Annotated in this window: 14 protein-coding genes; 7 read left to right on the top strand and 7 right to left on the bottom strand. The window is 40.5% G+C overall.

What is annotated here, in order from left to right; translation table 11 throughout:
* Nucleotides 1-32 precede the first annotated feature (32 nt).
* Together rsmH and mraZ are read right to left on the bottom strand one after the other, a co-directional pair.
* Complete coding sequence (gene rsmH, locus VK159_RS19845) at nucleotides 33-989, bottom strand: 16S rRNA (cytosine(1402)-N(4))-methyltransferase RsmH (RefSeq protein ID WP_324231915.1); 957 nt, start codon at nucleotides 987-989, stop codon at nucleotides 33-35.
* Nucleotides 990-992: 3 nt separating this feature from the next.
* Entirely contained in the window at nucleotides 993-1,451 is a 459-nt protein-coding gene (gene mraZ, locus VK159_RS19850; RefSeq protein WP_324231916.1) for a division/cell wall cluster transcriptional repressor MraZ, read from the bottom strand.
* 220 nt (nucleotides 1,452-1,671) lie between these two features.
* Between mraZ and VK159_RS19855 the strand changes: the two genes are divergently transcribed.
* Complete coding sequence (locus VK159_RS19855) at nucleotides 1,672-2,082, top strand: hypothetical protein (protein WP_324231917.1); 411 nt, start codon at nucleotides 1,672-1,674, stop codon at nucleotides 2,080-2,082.
* Here the strand turns inward: VK159_RS19855 and VK159_RS19860 are convergent, their stop codons facing one another.
* Complete coding sequence (locus VK159_RS19860) at nucleotides 2,083-3,411, bottom strand: HAMP domain-containing sensor histidine kinase (protein WP_324231918.1); 1,329 nt, start codon at nucleotides 3,409-3,411, stop codon at nucleotides 2,083-2,085.
* Between the two features lie 167 nt (nucleotides 3,412-3,578).
* Here VK159_RS19860 and VK159_RS19865 point away from each other — a divergent pair, with 167 nt between their 5' ends.
* Together VK159_RS19865 and VK159_RS19870 are read left to right on the top strand one after the other, a co-directional pair.
* Nucleotides 3,579-4,130: a YqgE/AlgH family protein gene (locus tag VK159_RS19865; RefSeq protein WP_324231919.1), complete on the top strand. Its 552-nt coding sequence runs from the start codon at nucleotides 3,579-3,581 to the stop codon at nucleotides 4,128-4,130.
* Between the two features lie 371 nt (nucleotides 4,131-4,501).
* Nucleotides 4,502-5,128, top strand: coding sequence for a TIGR04282 family arsenosugar biosynthesis glycosyltransferase (locus tag VK159_RS19870; RefSeq protein WP_324231920.1), 627 nt, complete (start codon nucleotides 4,502-4,504; stop codon nucleotides 5,126-5,128).
* Nucleotides 5,129-5,165: 37 nt separating this feature from the next.
* On the opposite strand, the gene VK159_RS19875 is transcribed toward VK159_RS19870, so the two are convergent.
* The 4 genes from VK159_RS19875 to atpD all read right to left on the bottom strand — a co-directional run bounded on the left by VK159_RS19875 (nucleotide 5,166) and on the right by atpD (nucleotide 10,150).
* On the bottom strand, nucleotides 5,166-6,224 hold the full coding sequence (locus tag VK159_RS19875; protein WP_324231921.1) for a VOC family protein: 1,059 nt from the start codon (nucleotides 6,222-6,224) through the stop codon (nucleotides 5,166-5,168).
* Between the two features lie 168 nt (nucleotides 6,225-6,392).
* Nucleotides 6,393-8,276 (bottom strand): mucoidy inhibitor MuiA family protein, encoded by a 1,884-nt coding sequence (locus tag VK159_RS19880; protein ID WP_324231922.1) that lies wholly within the window; start codon nucleotides 8,274-8,276, stop codon nucleotides 6,393-6,395.
* A gap of 101 nt (nucleotides 8,277-8,377) precedes the next feature.
* Nucleotides 8,378-8,629 carry an ATP synthase F1 subunit epsilon gene (gene atpC / locus VK159_RS19885; protein WP_324231923.1) on the bottom strand — a complete coding sequence of 84 codons (252 nt, stop codon included), beginning with the start codon at nucleotides 8,627-8,629 and terminating at the stop codon, nucleotides 8,378-8,380.
* 21 nt (nucleotides 8,630-8,650) lie between these two features.
* A complete protein-coding gene (atpD, locus tag VK159_RS19890) occupies nucleotides 8,651-10,150 on the bottom strand; it encodes a F0F1 ATP synthase subunit beta (protein WP_324231924.1) in 1,500 nt (499 codons plus the stop codon).
* Between the two features lie 405 nt (nucleotides 10,151-10,555).
* Here atpD and VK159_RS19895 point away from each other — a divergent pair, with 405 nt between their 5' ends.
* The 4 genes from VK159_RS19895 to VK159_RS19910 all read left to right on the top strand — a co-directional run bounded on the left by VK159_RS19895 (nucleotide 10,556) and on the right by VK159_RS19910 (nucleotide 13,546).
* A complete protein-coding gene (locus VK159_RS19895) occupies nucleotides 10,556-11,392 on the top strand; it encodes a dienelactone hydrolase family protein (protein WP_324231925.1) in 837 nt (278 codons plus the stop codon).
* A 192-nt stretch (nucleotides 11,393-11,584) separates the two neighbouring features.
* Nucleotides 11,585-12,004 (top strand): lipocalin family protein, encoded by a 420-nt coding sequence (locus VK159_RS19900; protein ID WP_324231926.1) that lies wholly within the window; start codon nucleotides 11,585-11,587, stop codon nucleotides 12,002-12,004.
* Between the two features lie 260 nt (nucleotides 12,005-12,264).
* The gene (locus tag VK159_RS19905) at nucleotides 12,265-12,984 is read left to right on the top strand and encodes an FAD-dependent oxidoreductase (protein ID WP_324231927.1); all 720 of its coding nucleotides are present in this window, start codon (nucleotides 12,265-12,267) and stop codon (nucleotides 12,982-12,984) included.
* Between the two features lie 211 nt (nucleotides 12,985-13,195).
* Complete coding sequence (locus VK159_RS19910) at nucleotides 13,196-13,546, top strand: NADH-quinone oxidoreductase subunit A (RefSeq protein ID WP_324231928.1); 351 nt, start codon at nucleotides 13,196-13,198, stop codon at nucleotides 13,544-13,546.

Below are 13,546 nucleotides of genomic sequence, written 5' to 3' on the forward strand. Positions count from 1 at the left end.
CAGTTTGTTTGTTTCTTCAGTTTTTACAAGGGTTAAAGTTTTTCGGCTATTCGTAACCGTGCACTTCTGGATCTTGAGTTCAGTTTCTGCTCTTCAGCCGATGGTTCTATTGGTTTCTTCGAAATGATCTTAAATACCTGTTCTTTTGTTTCCCGTTCAAATGGGTTATACGTTTCCTCTTCAAAACTTCCTTTTTTAAAAAAGTTTTTCACCAGTCTGTCTTCCAACGAATGAAAGGAAATGATAGCCACTCGGGCTTTGGGTTTCAGGATACCGGGCAGTTGCTCTAACAATTCTTTCAACACACCTAATTCATCGTTCACTTCAATACGCAATGCCTGGAACACCTGGGCGAAATATTTATTGGGATTACCCTTTACCACCGGTTGCAATGCCTGTTTCAACTGCTCAATTGTTAGAAATGGATTGGTGTTACGTTGCTGAACGATCGTTGCTGCAAGCGTTTTTGCATTTGTTACCTCACCGTATTGTTCAAACAATTTGTGCAGTTGCTGTTGCGAATAAGTGAGAAGAATAGAAGAAGCTGTTACCGGTTGCGATGGATCCATCCGCATATCGAGCGGGCCATCGAACCTTGTAGAAAAACCTCTTGTACCTTCATCAAACTGGTGACTCGAAACTCCCAGATCGGCTAAAATGCCATCCACTTTTGCAAAACCGTTGAGTTTTAAAAAGCGGGTAAGATGTTTGAAGTTGTGCGGAACAAAAACAATACGCTCATCATCAGGCAGGTTACGTTTGGCATCAGGGTCCTGGTCAAAAGCGACCAACTTCCCGTCTTTACTCAAACGTTTTAAAATCTCCCTGCTGTGACCGCCGCCGCCAAATGTGCAATCAACATAAACACCATCGGGATCTATGTTTAACGCATCTACAGCTTCCATCAACATTACAGGAATGTGATAAACATCCTGTTGCTGATCGACCTTTTGCGGGTCTGCAGCTTGTATTTTTTTCTGTTTCGCCATCTCTTACACCACCGGAGGTTTCACCATCACCTCATTCGCCAGGTTGCTGAAATCGTTGGCTGAAAGGGCTTCAAAGAACTGTTTGTACTTATTACTATCCCATATTTCTATCTTGTTTCCTTTGGCAAACAACACCACATCTTTATCAAGCCCTGCAAATTCTTTCAGTTGAGCGGGCACCAGTAAACGACCTGCAGAATCAAGCTCGATGGTGGTTGCTCCGTTCAAAAAGTAGCGTTGAAATTGCCTTACCTTCGGATCAAAATCGTTTAAAGAACTGATGTGGGCGAAAATGGGTTCCCAGTGTTTGCTGTGGTATAAATTGAGGCATGAATCCAGGCCACGACTGATAACAAACTGGTTGTTCCAGTCTTCCGGAACTTGCTTTTTAAAGCCAGCCGGGAGCAGGAAGCGACCTTTTGAGTCGAGCGTAACCTCATATTCACCCAGAAAACCAATCATTTAAGCGATTTTATTAATAATCCTACACAATTACACACAAAATAACACTTTTTCCCACTTTTGAACCAAAACTGGGAAGTTTTATTTTTTCCACAACTCCCTGAGCCTTACTGGCAAAGGGATTGAGACCTTTAAACCCTCATTTTTGTGAAAAGCGATGTGGATTAGCGTGAATAGCCTGTGGAAAACCAAAGAATCATTGTGAATTAAACAAACTGCCATGACAGGCTACTCGGGTACGCCCCTTATAAAGAAACTTGGAATTACGGATGAGATGAAACTCCTCATCCTTAACCCACCGGGTGGAATTGATGCGTATTGGGAATTGATATCTGCTGATTACCCGGAACAATTATGTGGCACAAAAGAACGGCCTGAGTTTATTCATCTGTTTGCAGCATCGCAAAAAGAATTTCTGAAATTTTACAAGCAAATTGAAAAGCGCCTGAGCGGCAACGTTAGCTTTTGGGTGAGCTGGTATAAAAAGAGTGCGGGCATTGCTACTGACCTCAATGAAGATTGGATACGCCGGTTTGCATTAACACACGATCTTGTTGATGTGAAAGTGTGTGCTGTTACTGAGCAATGGAGTGGTTTGAAATTGGTAATACCAGTTGCGAAAAGACGATGATTATTTCTTCAACGGCAGATCAACCGTAAACGTACTTCCCTTCCCAATTACACTATCGGCTTTTACTTTACCGCCATGTGCTTCCACCATTGTCTTTACATAGCTGAGACCAAGTCCGAAACCTTTTACATTATGTACATTGCCGGTATGTGCACGGTAGAATTTTTCAAACACACGTGCAAGGGTTTCTTTATTCATACCAATACCATGATCTTCTACAGTTATACGAATAAACTTACCCATGTTTTTTGTACTGATGTGCAGTTGAAACGAATCATCTTTTGAATATTTCAGTGCATTATCAACAAGGTTGTTGATGAGATTGGTGAGATGAACTTCATCTGCATCCATCAGATCATTTGTTGCTGAAAGCTGTACATCAACCTTGCCCTGTTTCTCTTCGATCTGGAGTTGAAGATTGGTTAATACATTTCGTATAATGTCATGCACATGCAGCTCACGTAAATTCAACTGCACTTCCTGGCGTTCCATTTGTGCAGCCTGCAGAATTGATTCCACATGTTTATTCATGCGTTTGTTCTCATCCTTGATCATGTTCGTGAAGTATCCAAGCTTTTCAGGATTGCCCAATACTTTTTCATTTTTTAACGCATCAACCGCAAGAGAAATAGTTGCCAATGGAGTTTTCAACTCATGCGTCATGTTGTTAATGAAATCATTCTTCATATCGCCCAATTTCTTTTGCCGCAACAGCGTACGAATAGTGAGGAAGAAGGCAGTAATAATGATGAGTGTAAATAAAATTGATCCGGCAATCATCCAACCCAGCGATTGAAGTACATAACTTTTTACGTCGGGTACCACAATTACAAAAACTTCATCGGGCGCCAAGCTTTCGAGTATACTTCCGCTGCTTGCCACCAACGGATACCATGCTTTTAAATTATGCACTGTATCGGAAGCCATATCCATAAACCGTGGCGACTTTAATTCATAATGACCAAACACATTATCACTTGCCACTGCAAATTCAAACTCCGTGTCTTTTAAATTATTCCGGATAAAAGCTTTTTGAAGTTTTTCCCTGATCTCGTAAATAGTAAACCTGTTTGTAACAGAAAATTGTTTGTAGATATCATAACCATCACCCGGAAACTTCATACCGGGCATGCGGCCAAGATTATTAAACGCATCGCTGCGCTGCACCACCAGCTCCTCACCCACCTGCTGAATAACTGCCGACAGTTTTTCTTTTAGCTGCTCCTCCCGTAGAAAAGCCAGGTTTCTCAACCAAGACACCTGTATATAAATGATCCCCATTAACGACAGTGTGATCAAAGCAATAATGATGGGAAACGTTTTCTTCATGCGTATTGTTTACGGTTGTGCATTCACCCTTTTTGGGCTATCTGCAAAAATACCTGTGAAAGTAACAGGAAATCATCTATTTCTAAACACCTGTTTCTTTTAACGAGGCTTTGACAGAACATGTGCGAAAAAATGGAAAATTGAAAATTCCGCTGTAAATTAAGTGTATGATTGAACCGGCTAGTGGCATATTACTGATATCTGATCCATTTTTAAAGGACCCGAATTTTATGCGGACCGTTGTTTTGCTATGCGAGCATGATGAAGCAGGAAGTTTTGGGTTGGTGATCAACCGCACATTTGAGCAAACACTCAACGAATTAATCTCCGATCTTGAAGGATATACTGTACCTGTTTATTATGGCGGACCTGTGCAAATGGATACATTGCATTTTTTACATCAACTTCCCGATGAAATACCCGGTGGTCAGGAAATAACAAAAGGCATTTTTTGGGGTGGTGATTTTGATATCGTGCTGAGTAAACTGAAAAACGAAACGCTTGACCTCAACAAAATACGTTTTTACCTTGGTTACAGTGGCTGGAGCAATGGCCAGCTGAAAGATGAAATGAAAGAAAAGAGCTGGCTAACGGTGAACGCCAGTCGCAATATCGTTTTTCATAACCAAACAGACAGTATCTGGAAGGAAGCTGTTAAATCAATGGGCGGCGAATACACTCAAATCATAAACTATCCTATTGATCCGCAATTAAATTGATGTTTCAATAAATACTGCAATCATTTGCCCTGTTGTCGATGAAAATTACTTCTTGATCAAAATTCAGTTTACCCAATAACCGCTTTCTTAAAACCCTCGTATATCAACTAAAAATTGTCAAAAAAATAGTGCTTGACATCAGCCTTCTAGTCAAAGTAGGCAAAAGAAATCACAGGCCGGTATGTACGGCTCAATTATTGATACAAATTATTCAATTGTGCATGCAAAGCGGGGTGAAGAAAATAACATACCGTTCATACAACAGGCACCTTGAAAAACAAAAGTATAGTGTATGTTGGCGTTAATTAAAAAATCAGACGAGTGTTGAGGCTTACTATATTTCGGTATAGAATGCTGTTAATAAAACTTATATGAAACAAAAAGCTGTAATTGTATTTGTGAAAAATCCGGAACCCGGAAAGGTAAAAACAAAGTTGGCAAAAGATATTGGCAATGCTGCAGCAGCAGATGCTTATAAACAATTACTGCAACATACCCATGATTTGTTACTGAAAGTAGATGCAGATAAATTTGTTTTCTATTTAGAAGATTTAAACCGTCTTGATCTTTGGGAAAATACTCTTTTCTATAAACAAATACAGCATGGAGAAAATTTTGGAGAACGGATGCAGCATGCGTTTGCTTTCATATTTCAGTTGCAATATGAAAAGGTCTTGATGATCCATAGCGACTCCCCACAACTTTCTTCTCATCATTTGCAAGAAGCATTTGATCTGCTAAAAACACATGATGTATGTATTGGGCCAAATATGAATGGAGCCTATTATTTGCTTGGTCTTCGTTCCCTCTTCACTCCTTTCTTTATTAACAAGGAATGGAACAGTCAAACAGTTTACAACAGTACATTAAAGGATGCGGAAGCAGCAGGTTTAACTGTTGCAACAGTTGATCAATTAAGAGTTGTGGATACAGTGAGCGACTGGCTTGATCTAAAACACTTGCTGAACGACCAGAAAATTTCGCCGTTAGCAAAATAAATACTTGCGGTTTTTCAATTTAGCCTCAGTTCTACGTCTACACCTTAACCCTGGAGAAACTTAAACTCTTCACCATCCAGTTGGGTAATGGCTTTTCAGGCTTCCTGTTTTTTAAATCCAAATACCAACCGATCTTTTTAAGAATGGGTACACGATGTGTTTCTACATATTCGATCCATGTACCATCAGGGTCTTCGTTGTAAGAGAAATGACCTGCAGCTTCACCCATGTCGAAACTATTGGCGCTGTCAACTGTAAATGGAAAACCATTTTCGTTGCAAATTCGTTCGTGCTCTTCGTAACCATTAATATCGAAGCATACATGAATATATCCTTGATCGCCCCAGTAACGGTTTTCAAAAATTTTCTTCGGTGTACGATCAGTCACTTCAACCAATTCAACATAAGTTGGTCCGAGTAATTTTGAGAAAGCGCCTTCCTGTTTGCGTGTATGACCTAACATCACACGTTTGAAATGATGTTGCCCACCTGGTATTTTGCTGAACTCTTCGTAATGTCCTTCATCTAAAAACAATTGCTTATCGTAGCCCAACACCTTTTCATAAAAAGGAAGCGCCTCTGCAATAGAACTAACGCCAATGGTTACGCCACAAACACCACCTGTATGTCGACCGGTGTCACCAAACCAATTATCATCAGCCATCACTTCAAAAATATTGCCGTAAGGATCTTTCATAAAGAACGATTCGATGCCACCGGGATTTTCTTTTGGTGCACTCAAGAGATTTAAGCCAGCCTTCTGATATTCAGCATAAGCTGCTTTCACATTCTTGCATTTGATCTTGATTACGAAAATACCTGTATCACCTAACTGCACTTCAAATGCAGCGGGTTGCGATTTACGGCTGCGGTATTCCCAAATTTCAAATCCACCACCACCCTGCATATTCAATGCAAGAATCGCATAACGTTCATGACCTTCACCTCCGGTATAACGCTTCATCAACTCAGCACGGGCCGCATCTTTAAACACCACCACATCGGTTCCAAAATGTTTGTTGTACCAGATAAATGCTTCGTCGGCGTTAGTAACACCGATACCTACCTGCTGAATACCACTGATGATCCTGCGCATATCATTAATTTTTGAAGTGCGTGAAGATAGGAAAGATGCAGAAAATAGAGGTTGCTTCTAAGTAAGTTTTTGAACCACAAAGGCGCAAAGTCGCTAAGTAGCACAAAGAATACAATCTGCTATTCTTTGTGAGCCTTTCAGTCTTCGTGCCTTCGTGATTCAATTTTACTAATCAAGTTGCAATTTCTTTTCTTTGGGGTATTTTACACTATACTTCATTTCCATTTTCTTCGATTGTTTTGGATCGATGGTATAGGTCCAGGTGATGATCTTTGTTTCATCGTTCAATTTGGCTCCATCGTATTTCAGGTCGTCAATTTCTATCTCCTTTAATGTTGAAATTGGAAACTGATCTTCCACAATTATATTCACCGGCACAGTTTTGTTGTTGCGAACAGTTATTTCATATTGCTTGGTATCCGTCCGATTATTTCCAAGGAATTTCTTGTTGCTGAACTCTTTCAACAAAGTTCGTTTAACCGTAATGCCTTTGTCAACACCCAATGAAAGTGACAAGGAATCAGAATCGGTTGACAGATCGAGATAAGATTTGCCGAGGAATGTTCCTTCGAAAAATAAATTTGTTTCACCGGGAATTAAATTAAGATCCTGCCAATTAATAATCTTGGCAGTGAGGTATGCAGCTTCATCGAGTTTTGGCGCAGCGTAATATTCATAATACGCTTCAATGCTTTTGTCATTGATGCTCATTGTATATACTTTACCATCGTTATTTACTGTTGCTATTTCCTGTATTTCGTATTGAGTTGTGATGGGTTGAAAAGTTGTGATGACTTGTAAAGGAATTGAATTCGATTTTGACCTTACTTCCTTTTTCATAAATTCTGAAGGCTCAGAATCATACCCGCTTTTGGCACCATAACCAACCACAACTACCTCTTGCAGATTGTTAGCCATTGGCTTCATTGCTACACTAACAAAGCTTCTTCCGGTAGCAAACTCATATTGCTCAAATCCAACTGATGACACAACCAAAGTTTGTGTATTTCCATTTGCTTTTAGTCGATAGAATCCATTCGCATCAGTTGTTACCCCTTGTGTTGTGCCTTTGATCACCACGCTTGCATGAGAAATAGGTATTCCTTTATCATCCGTTACTCTTCCCATCAACATTTGGTCGCTTCCGCTGATGGTCCATTGCTTCATATAATTACTCATCTGCGCATCAACATAAGATATAAACCATGGGTTGATCAGTGGTTTTGAATTATTATCATTCGGATTACCGGTTGATAATACCAGTTTAATATTATTCCAGTTCTCGCCGCTTGTCTGGTACACATTGGCATTCATTTCCAATTGCAGCTTACTCACCACATCTTTTACACGAATATTATAAGTAGGATACCATCCTGCTTTCTGTACGAGGTATGTTATTTCAAACGGAACAGTTGCTGTTTCTTTCACATCAGCCAGAACAACAATTTCATTGGTAGAGAGATCGATCTTCCTGCTCATCTCAGCCAGTTGATTCGATAGTTTGTTTCGCTCTTTATTCAACTCCTCGATCTCTTTTTGCAACGACAGTTGTTGCTTCAACACTTCAGTTAATCTTGTTCTTTGAAAATCGAGTGATTGCCTTAACTCTTCGGGTTTCAATGTAACAGTTGATCCTGCTATCTGCTGGTTCTTGATGATCATTGCTTCTTCCTGCTTAAATACTTCCAGCACTTTGGATGTAAGACTGATCTTGTCATTTAGTTGGAAAAATTTCTCCTGCGTTGTTTTGATCTCTTCCCGTACTTCCTGTTCTTTTAAATAGTCACGTTGAACTCGCACCGATAAAATAGTGAGTCTGCCATCGGCTTTCACCTGCACACTTTGCTTTTCAATATCGGTGGAGATACCGGTAAACACAATCTCCTGCTTGCCTGCAGAAATGGATTGTTTCACGGTTCGTTTAACCTGTGCCCCTTTCATAAACACGGTTACCTGTTCCATTTTTGATTCAACAGGAATACGTTTTACTGATTGGGCAACTAATGTAACAGGGAGAACATACAAGAGGAATTGCAGCCATTTCGTTTTCATAAACAATTGTTTTATGAACGATGGATGCAGGGAGAAATACAATTACATAAAAAAAGGTCCCACTGTTAACGTGGGACCTTTCAAAACTTATCTAAATCTGTTTACACAGCTTCACTTCCTTCAATCAGTACTGTTACTTTATTGTTCAGCACTTCTACAAAACCACCCTGGATCTTATACAGTTCGTTACGGTTCTTTTCAACCAGTATTTTTAACTGTCCGGCTTTCAACGCACTTACTAACGGAGCGTGGTTATCCAGTACTTCAAAGCTACCGGCAATACCAGGCAACTGTACACCAATTACCTCGCCGCTGTATGTTTTTCCGAGTGGAGTTAATATTTCGAGATTCATACGCTAATTTGAAAATTTGAATTATCCTTTCGCTGCTGCCATTAACTTTTTACCTTTTTCGATGGCATCTTCAATTGTACCAACAAGGTTAAATGATGCTTCAGGATATTCATCCACTTCACCATCCATGATCATGTTAAAGCCACGGATCGTGTCTTCGATGCTTACGAATACACCTTTCAAACCGGTAAACGCTTCCGCTACGTGGAATGGCTGAGAAAGGAAACGCTGTACTTTACGTGCACGGAATACAGTCATTTTATCTTCTTCACTCAATTCATCCATACCAAGGATCGCAATGATATCCTGCAATTCCTTGTAACGCTGAAGGATCAACTTCACACGGTTTGCTGTATTATAATGTGCATCACCTACAATTTGTGGAGTAAGGATACGTGAAGTAGATTCCAAAGGACTTACCGCTGGATAGATACCTAAGTCAGCGATCTTACGATCCAATACCGTAGTAGCATCCAGGTGAGCGAAAGTTGTTGCAGGTGCCGGATCGGTCAAATCATCCGCAGGTACATATACCGCCTGTACAGATGTAATTGAACCGTTACGTGTTGAAGTGATACGCTCCTGCATCAATCCCATTTCAGTTGCAAGCGTTGGCTGGTAACCCACCGCTGAAGGCATACGGCCTAGCAACGCCGATACTTCAGAACCGGCTTGTGTGAAACGGAAGATATTGTCAACGAAGAACAGGATATCTTTTCCTTTACCTGTACCATCTCCATCACGGAAATACTCGGCAATTGTCAAACCAGAAAGCGCCACACGAGCACGTGCACCTGGAGGTTCGTTCATTTGACCGAATACGAAGGTTGCTTTTGATTGTTTCAAACCTTCCATATCCACTTTGCTCAGATCCCATCCACCTTCTTCCATGCTGTGCTTAAATGCATCACCATAGTTCATGATACCTGCTTCGATCATTTCACGCAACAGATCGTTTCCTTCACGGGTACGCTCACCCACACCGGCAAATACCGACAAACCACCGTAACCCTTTGCAATATTGTTGATCAATTCCTGGATCAATACTGTTTTACCCACACCGGCACCACCAAACAAACCGATCTTACCACCTTTTACATATGGTTCGATCAGGTCAATTACTTTGATACCTGTAAATAATATCTCGTTGGTTGTGCTCAATTGTTCGAAAGCCGGTGGCTTGGCGTGAATTGCACGACCACCTTCTTTGCTTACTTGTGGCAAACCATCAATGGCATCACCTGTTACATTAAATAATCGGCCGCTGATCAATTCACCGGTAGGCATGGTAATATTCTTACCTGTATCAGTTACTTCCATACCACGAACGAGACCTTCAGTACCGTCCATTGCAATGGTACGAACACTGTCTTCTCCCAAGTGCTGCTGTACTTCCATTACGAGTACGTCACCATTAGGGCGTTTAAGTTCAAGAGCGCTGTAAATTTCGGGGAGTGTGCCGTCGAACTGAACGTCTACAACGGCGCCGATAACCTGTTTTACCTTACCAGTATTGGCCATATTGAATGTATTTAAAAAAGAGAGTTTTAAAATTAGCTCGTTATTTTTTATTTCTTTTTGCCTCGCTGAATAAAACCTTTGTTTTATTTGGCCGCAAAGGTAAGGGGCTGAAGGGGAAATGAAAAATGGAAAATAGGATAATTTAGAAATGAGGAAAACTTTGGAAAAAGCCCGAATCTGCTGGTTATAATTGTTTTAAGTTGGGGGCTTTCATCCTAGTTTTCCTTCATCAACTTTGATTCTGGCCATCCGCTCGTAGTCCCCGCTTGGGGCGGGGAGCTACCGCTGCTGTCCGGCAGCCCATGAACCGAGTGCCTGCCTCAGCAAAATAACAGCTTCACCTTTCCAAACTTTTTGTTCCCTTTGTGGTTATTAAGGCCAATGTTTAAACTTAAAATGAGAATCATGAAAAAAATGAAGTTCCGTTTCCTGCTGCCTGTTTTGGCAATTGTTGCCCTGGCAGCCTGTAATAATGAAGAAACAAAAGCGACAACTGAAACCAAAGAGCCTGTTCTGAAAGAAGAAAGTATTACCTATACCGGCGACAGCATTACTATGAATGGCTTTGTGGTATATGATGAGAATATTCAAGGTGCCCGTCCGGCAGTTCTGATCGTACCTGAATGGTGGGGCTTGAACGATTATGCTATGATGCGTGCCCGTGAGTTGGCGAAGCTTGGTTATATAGCTATGGCAATGGATATGTATGGCAATGGTAAAATAGCTGATAACCCCGATAGTGCAGGTGCAGCAGCAGGTCCATTCTATCAAAACCCGCAAATGGCAAAAACACGCATGGAAGCAGCTATTGCAAAACTTAAAAGCTATCCACAAACTGATGCTGTTAATATTGCCGCCATCGGTTATTGTTTTGGCGGTGCGATGGTATTAAATACAGCCCGTATGGGATTGGATGTAAAAGGAGTGGTAAGTTTCCACGGCAACGTAGTTGGCACTCCTTTAAATAAAGACTTGTTGAAAGCTAAAATTCTGGTTTGTCATGGCGCAGCCGATCCTTTTGTACCGGCAACTGAAGTTGCTACCTTCAAACAACAAATGGATTCTGCCGGCATACAATATACATTTAAAGAATATGCAGATGCAGTACATGCATTTACTAACCCCAACGCAACAGCCATGGGCGAGAAATTCAACATACCGATCAAGTACAATGCAGCTGCCGATACCGCCAGCTGGAAGGATATGAAAGACTTTTTTACGTCGCTGTTCCAACAACCGTAATCATCAGTCGATTGATGGAAGGGCTTTCTTTTGAAAGCCCTTTTTTATTATTTGAACCCGTAAATTCCGAAGAACAAGCATTTAAAAAACACATTTATCTCAATTTCTGCGCAGTTGCTAATTGACTTTTGAAAAATGAGCAATTCTAAATGCCAGCGACTATTTTCGTCGAAACAAAATCAATTGTATCTCATGAAAAATTATTTCTTCGCAGCAGTTGCTGCCTCTGCTCTCCTGTTTTCCTGCAAAAAGAACGACAAAACATCTTGCGACAACACTGTTGCTGCTCTTGCGGGTAATTACAAAATCACAAATATTACATTAGCTGGTCAATCTGTTATAGATCAGTATTTGGATGCTTGTGAAAAAGATGATGTTTATCAACTTAAAGCGGATAAAACGCTCGTGTTTGACGATGCTGGTACCCAATGTAATCCTTCAGGAGATGGTGCCGGCGATTGGGATGTTGTTGGTGGTTCCCTAACGATTTCTCAAACTTCTGGTGGCGGATATGATTTTAGTGGAACTGTAGTTAATAAGTGTAACAGTTTTGAAGTTTCTGAAGATATCGGAGGAAACTATAAGCTTGTTACTACTTTTACCAAGCAGTAATTTCTAATCTCTTTTTGTAAAATAAGAGGGAACCGAATTATCGGTTCCCTTTTTCGTTTCTTGCTACTCTAAATTATAATTCTCCACGGTAAACATTAACCGGCAAGTTTTATCAAATCCTCAACCTGCCAATCAGCTTCATCAAACTATGATATAAAACATTTTTCTTTAAAATACGTATCAGCACGCACTCGTTTTCGTAAAAAAGATTGGTTAATACCTTCATATAAAATAAATTGAGGCACTAAAACAACCAACTCATGGCGCTTCAACCCTGGCGTACCGGCAAGATCATTCGTATTGTTGACGAAACTCCCAATACAAAACGTTACTGGATTCAACTTTCAGAACTGGACGTGTTTGATTTTAAGCCCGGTCAATTTGTGCAGCTTGAATTTCCGATTCACGAACAGCAAAGCAAACGCCTACGCAGTTACAGCATTGCATCATGGCCCGACGGCACCAATGTATTTGAACTGCTCATTGTATTAAATGAAGCAGGTGCAGGCACAACCTGGTTATTTAATAACGCAACTGTAGGAACCGAGTTTCCTGTACGTGGTGCTATGGGTGTGTTTACCTTACCAGACCCGATTGAAAAAGATCTTTTCTTTATTTGTACGGGAACCGGCATTGCTCCATTCCGCAGTATGGCACATTATATTAAGTTGCATAATCTCCCGCATAAAAATATTTACCTGTTGTTTGGCACACGCAAAAAAGCTGACCTGCTTTATTACGAAGAATTAAAACAACTGGAGCAGGATCTTCCGGGCTTTCAGTATATCCCTACTCTGTCACGTGAGGAATGGGAAGGTCGCACAGGTTATGTACACCCGATCTACGAAGAGTTATGCAGCGATAGACAAGAAGCAAGTTTTTATCTATGCGGATGGAAAGCCATGATCGATGAAACAAAGAAACGAATCATGGATATGGGTTACGATAAGAAAGCGATTCATCAGGAATTATATGGATAATATTCATCATTGTAACAGATGAGAGGAAACAGTTTTTTTGATGACTGTCATCAATTGCTGCAACTCATTCAACTGCGACCTTTCGCCTTTCAAATTATAATCGCTTGTCGGAAACTTATTCATAACAACAATTCTGAATAAGTTTTTAAACAATAACGACAGGTGAAAGAAAGAAATGATGTAATTTAACCACAAACAAACCAATCTGTTTATGGGTGCTGCCTCACTCATTCTGTTAATACTTGCTGCCTGCGCCTTTTCGGCGGGTGCTATTCTTATCGCAAAAGTGGTGACGAAAGCCACAAAAAATCAACAAAAAGCTGAACCATACGAATGCGGTATACCAACCGTTGGCCCCAGCTGGATTCAATTTAATGTAGGTTATTATTTATTCGCTCTCATCTTTCTAATTTTTGATGTGGAGCTGATCTTTTTATATCCGTGGGCCGTTGCAGCCAAACAAGTGGGTTGGCTGGCACTCATTGAAATTGTGATCTTCTTCTTCATTTTATTTATGGGCTTTTTGTATGCACATAAAAAAGGTGCATTGAAATGGAAATAA

This window comes from Lacibacter sp. (assembly GCF_035299325.1).
Lineage (GTDB): Bacteria > Bacteroidota > Bacteroidia > Chitinophagales > Chitinophagaceae > Lacibacter.

Coding starts and splice junctions, on each gene's coding strand:
- VK159_RS19865 (WP_324231919.1), top strand. CDS start 3,579: ATGATTGAACCGGCTAGTGGCATATTACTGATATCTGATCCATTTTTA.
- rsmH (WP_324231915.1), bottom strand. CDS start 989: ATGGCGAAACAGAAAAAAATACAAGCTGCAGACCCGCAAAAGGTCGAT.
- mraZ (WP_324231916.1), bottom strand. CDS start 1,451: ATGATTGGTTTTCTGGGTGAATATGAGGTTACGCTCGACTCAAAAGGT.
- VK159_RS19870 (WP_324231920.1), top strand. CDS start 4,502: ATGAAACAAAAAGCTGTAATTGTATTTGTGAAAAATCCGGAACCCGGA.
- VK159_RS19895 (WP_324231925.1), top strand. CDS start 10,556: ATGAAAAAAATGAAGTTCCGTTTCCTGCTGCCTGTTTTGGCAATTGTT.
- VK159_RS19860 (WP_324231918.1), bottom strand. CDS start 3,411: ATGAAGAAAACGTTTCCCATCATTATTGCTTTGATCACACTGTCGTTA.
- atpD (WP_324231924.1), bottom strand. CDS start 10,150: ATGGCCAATACTGGTAAGGTAAAACAGGTTATCGGCGCCGTTGTAGAC.
- VK159_RS19855 (WP_324231917.1), top strand. CDS start 1,672: ATGACAGGCTACTCGGGTACGCCCCTTATAAAGAAACTTGGAATTACG.
- atpC (WP_324231923.1), bottom strand. CDS start 8,629: ATGAATCTCGAAATATTAACTCCACTCGGAAAAACATACAGCGGCGAG.
- VK159_RS19900 (WP_324231926.1), top strand. CDS start 11,585: ATGAAAAATTATTTCTTCGCAGCAGTTGCTGCCTCTGCTCTCCTGTTT.
- VK159_RS19875 (WP_324231921.1), bottom strand. CDS start 6,224: ATGCGCAGGATCATCAGTGGTATTCAGCAGGTAGGTATCGGTGTTACT.
- VK159_RS19905 (WP_324231927.1), top strand. CDS start 12,265: ATGGCGCTTCAACCCTGGCGTACCGGCAAGATCATTCGTATTGTTGAC.
- VK159_RS19910 (WP_324231928.1), top strand. CDS start 13,196: ATGGGTGCTGCCTCACTCATTCTGTTAATACTTGCTGCCTGCGCCTTT.
- VK159_RS19880 (WP_324231922.1), bottom strand. CDS start 8,276: ATGAAAACGAAATGGCTGCAATTCCTCTTGTATGTTCTCCCTGTTACA.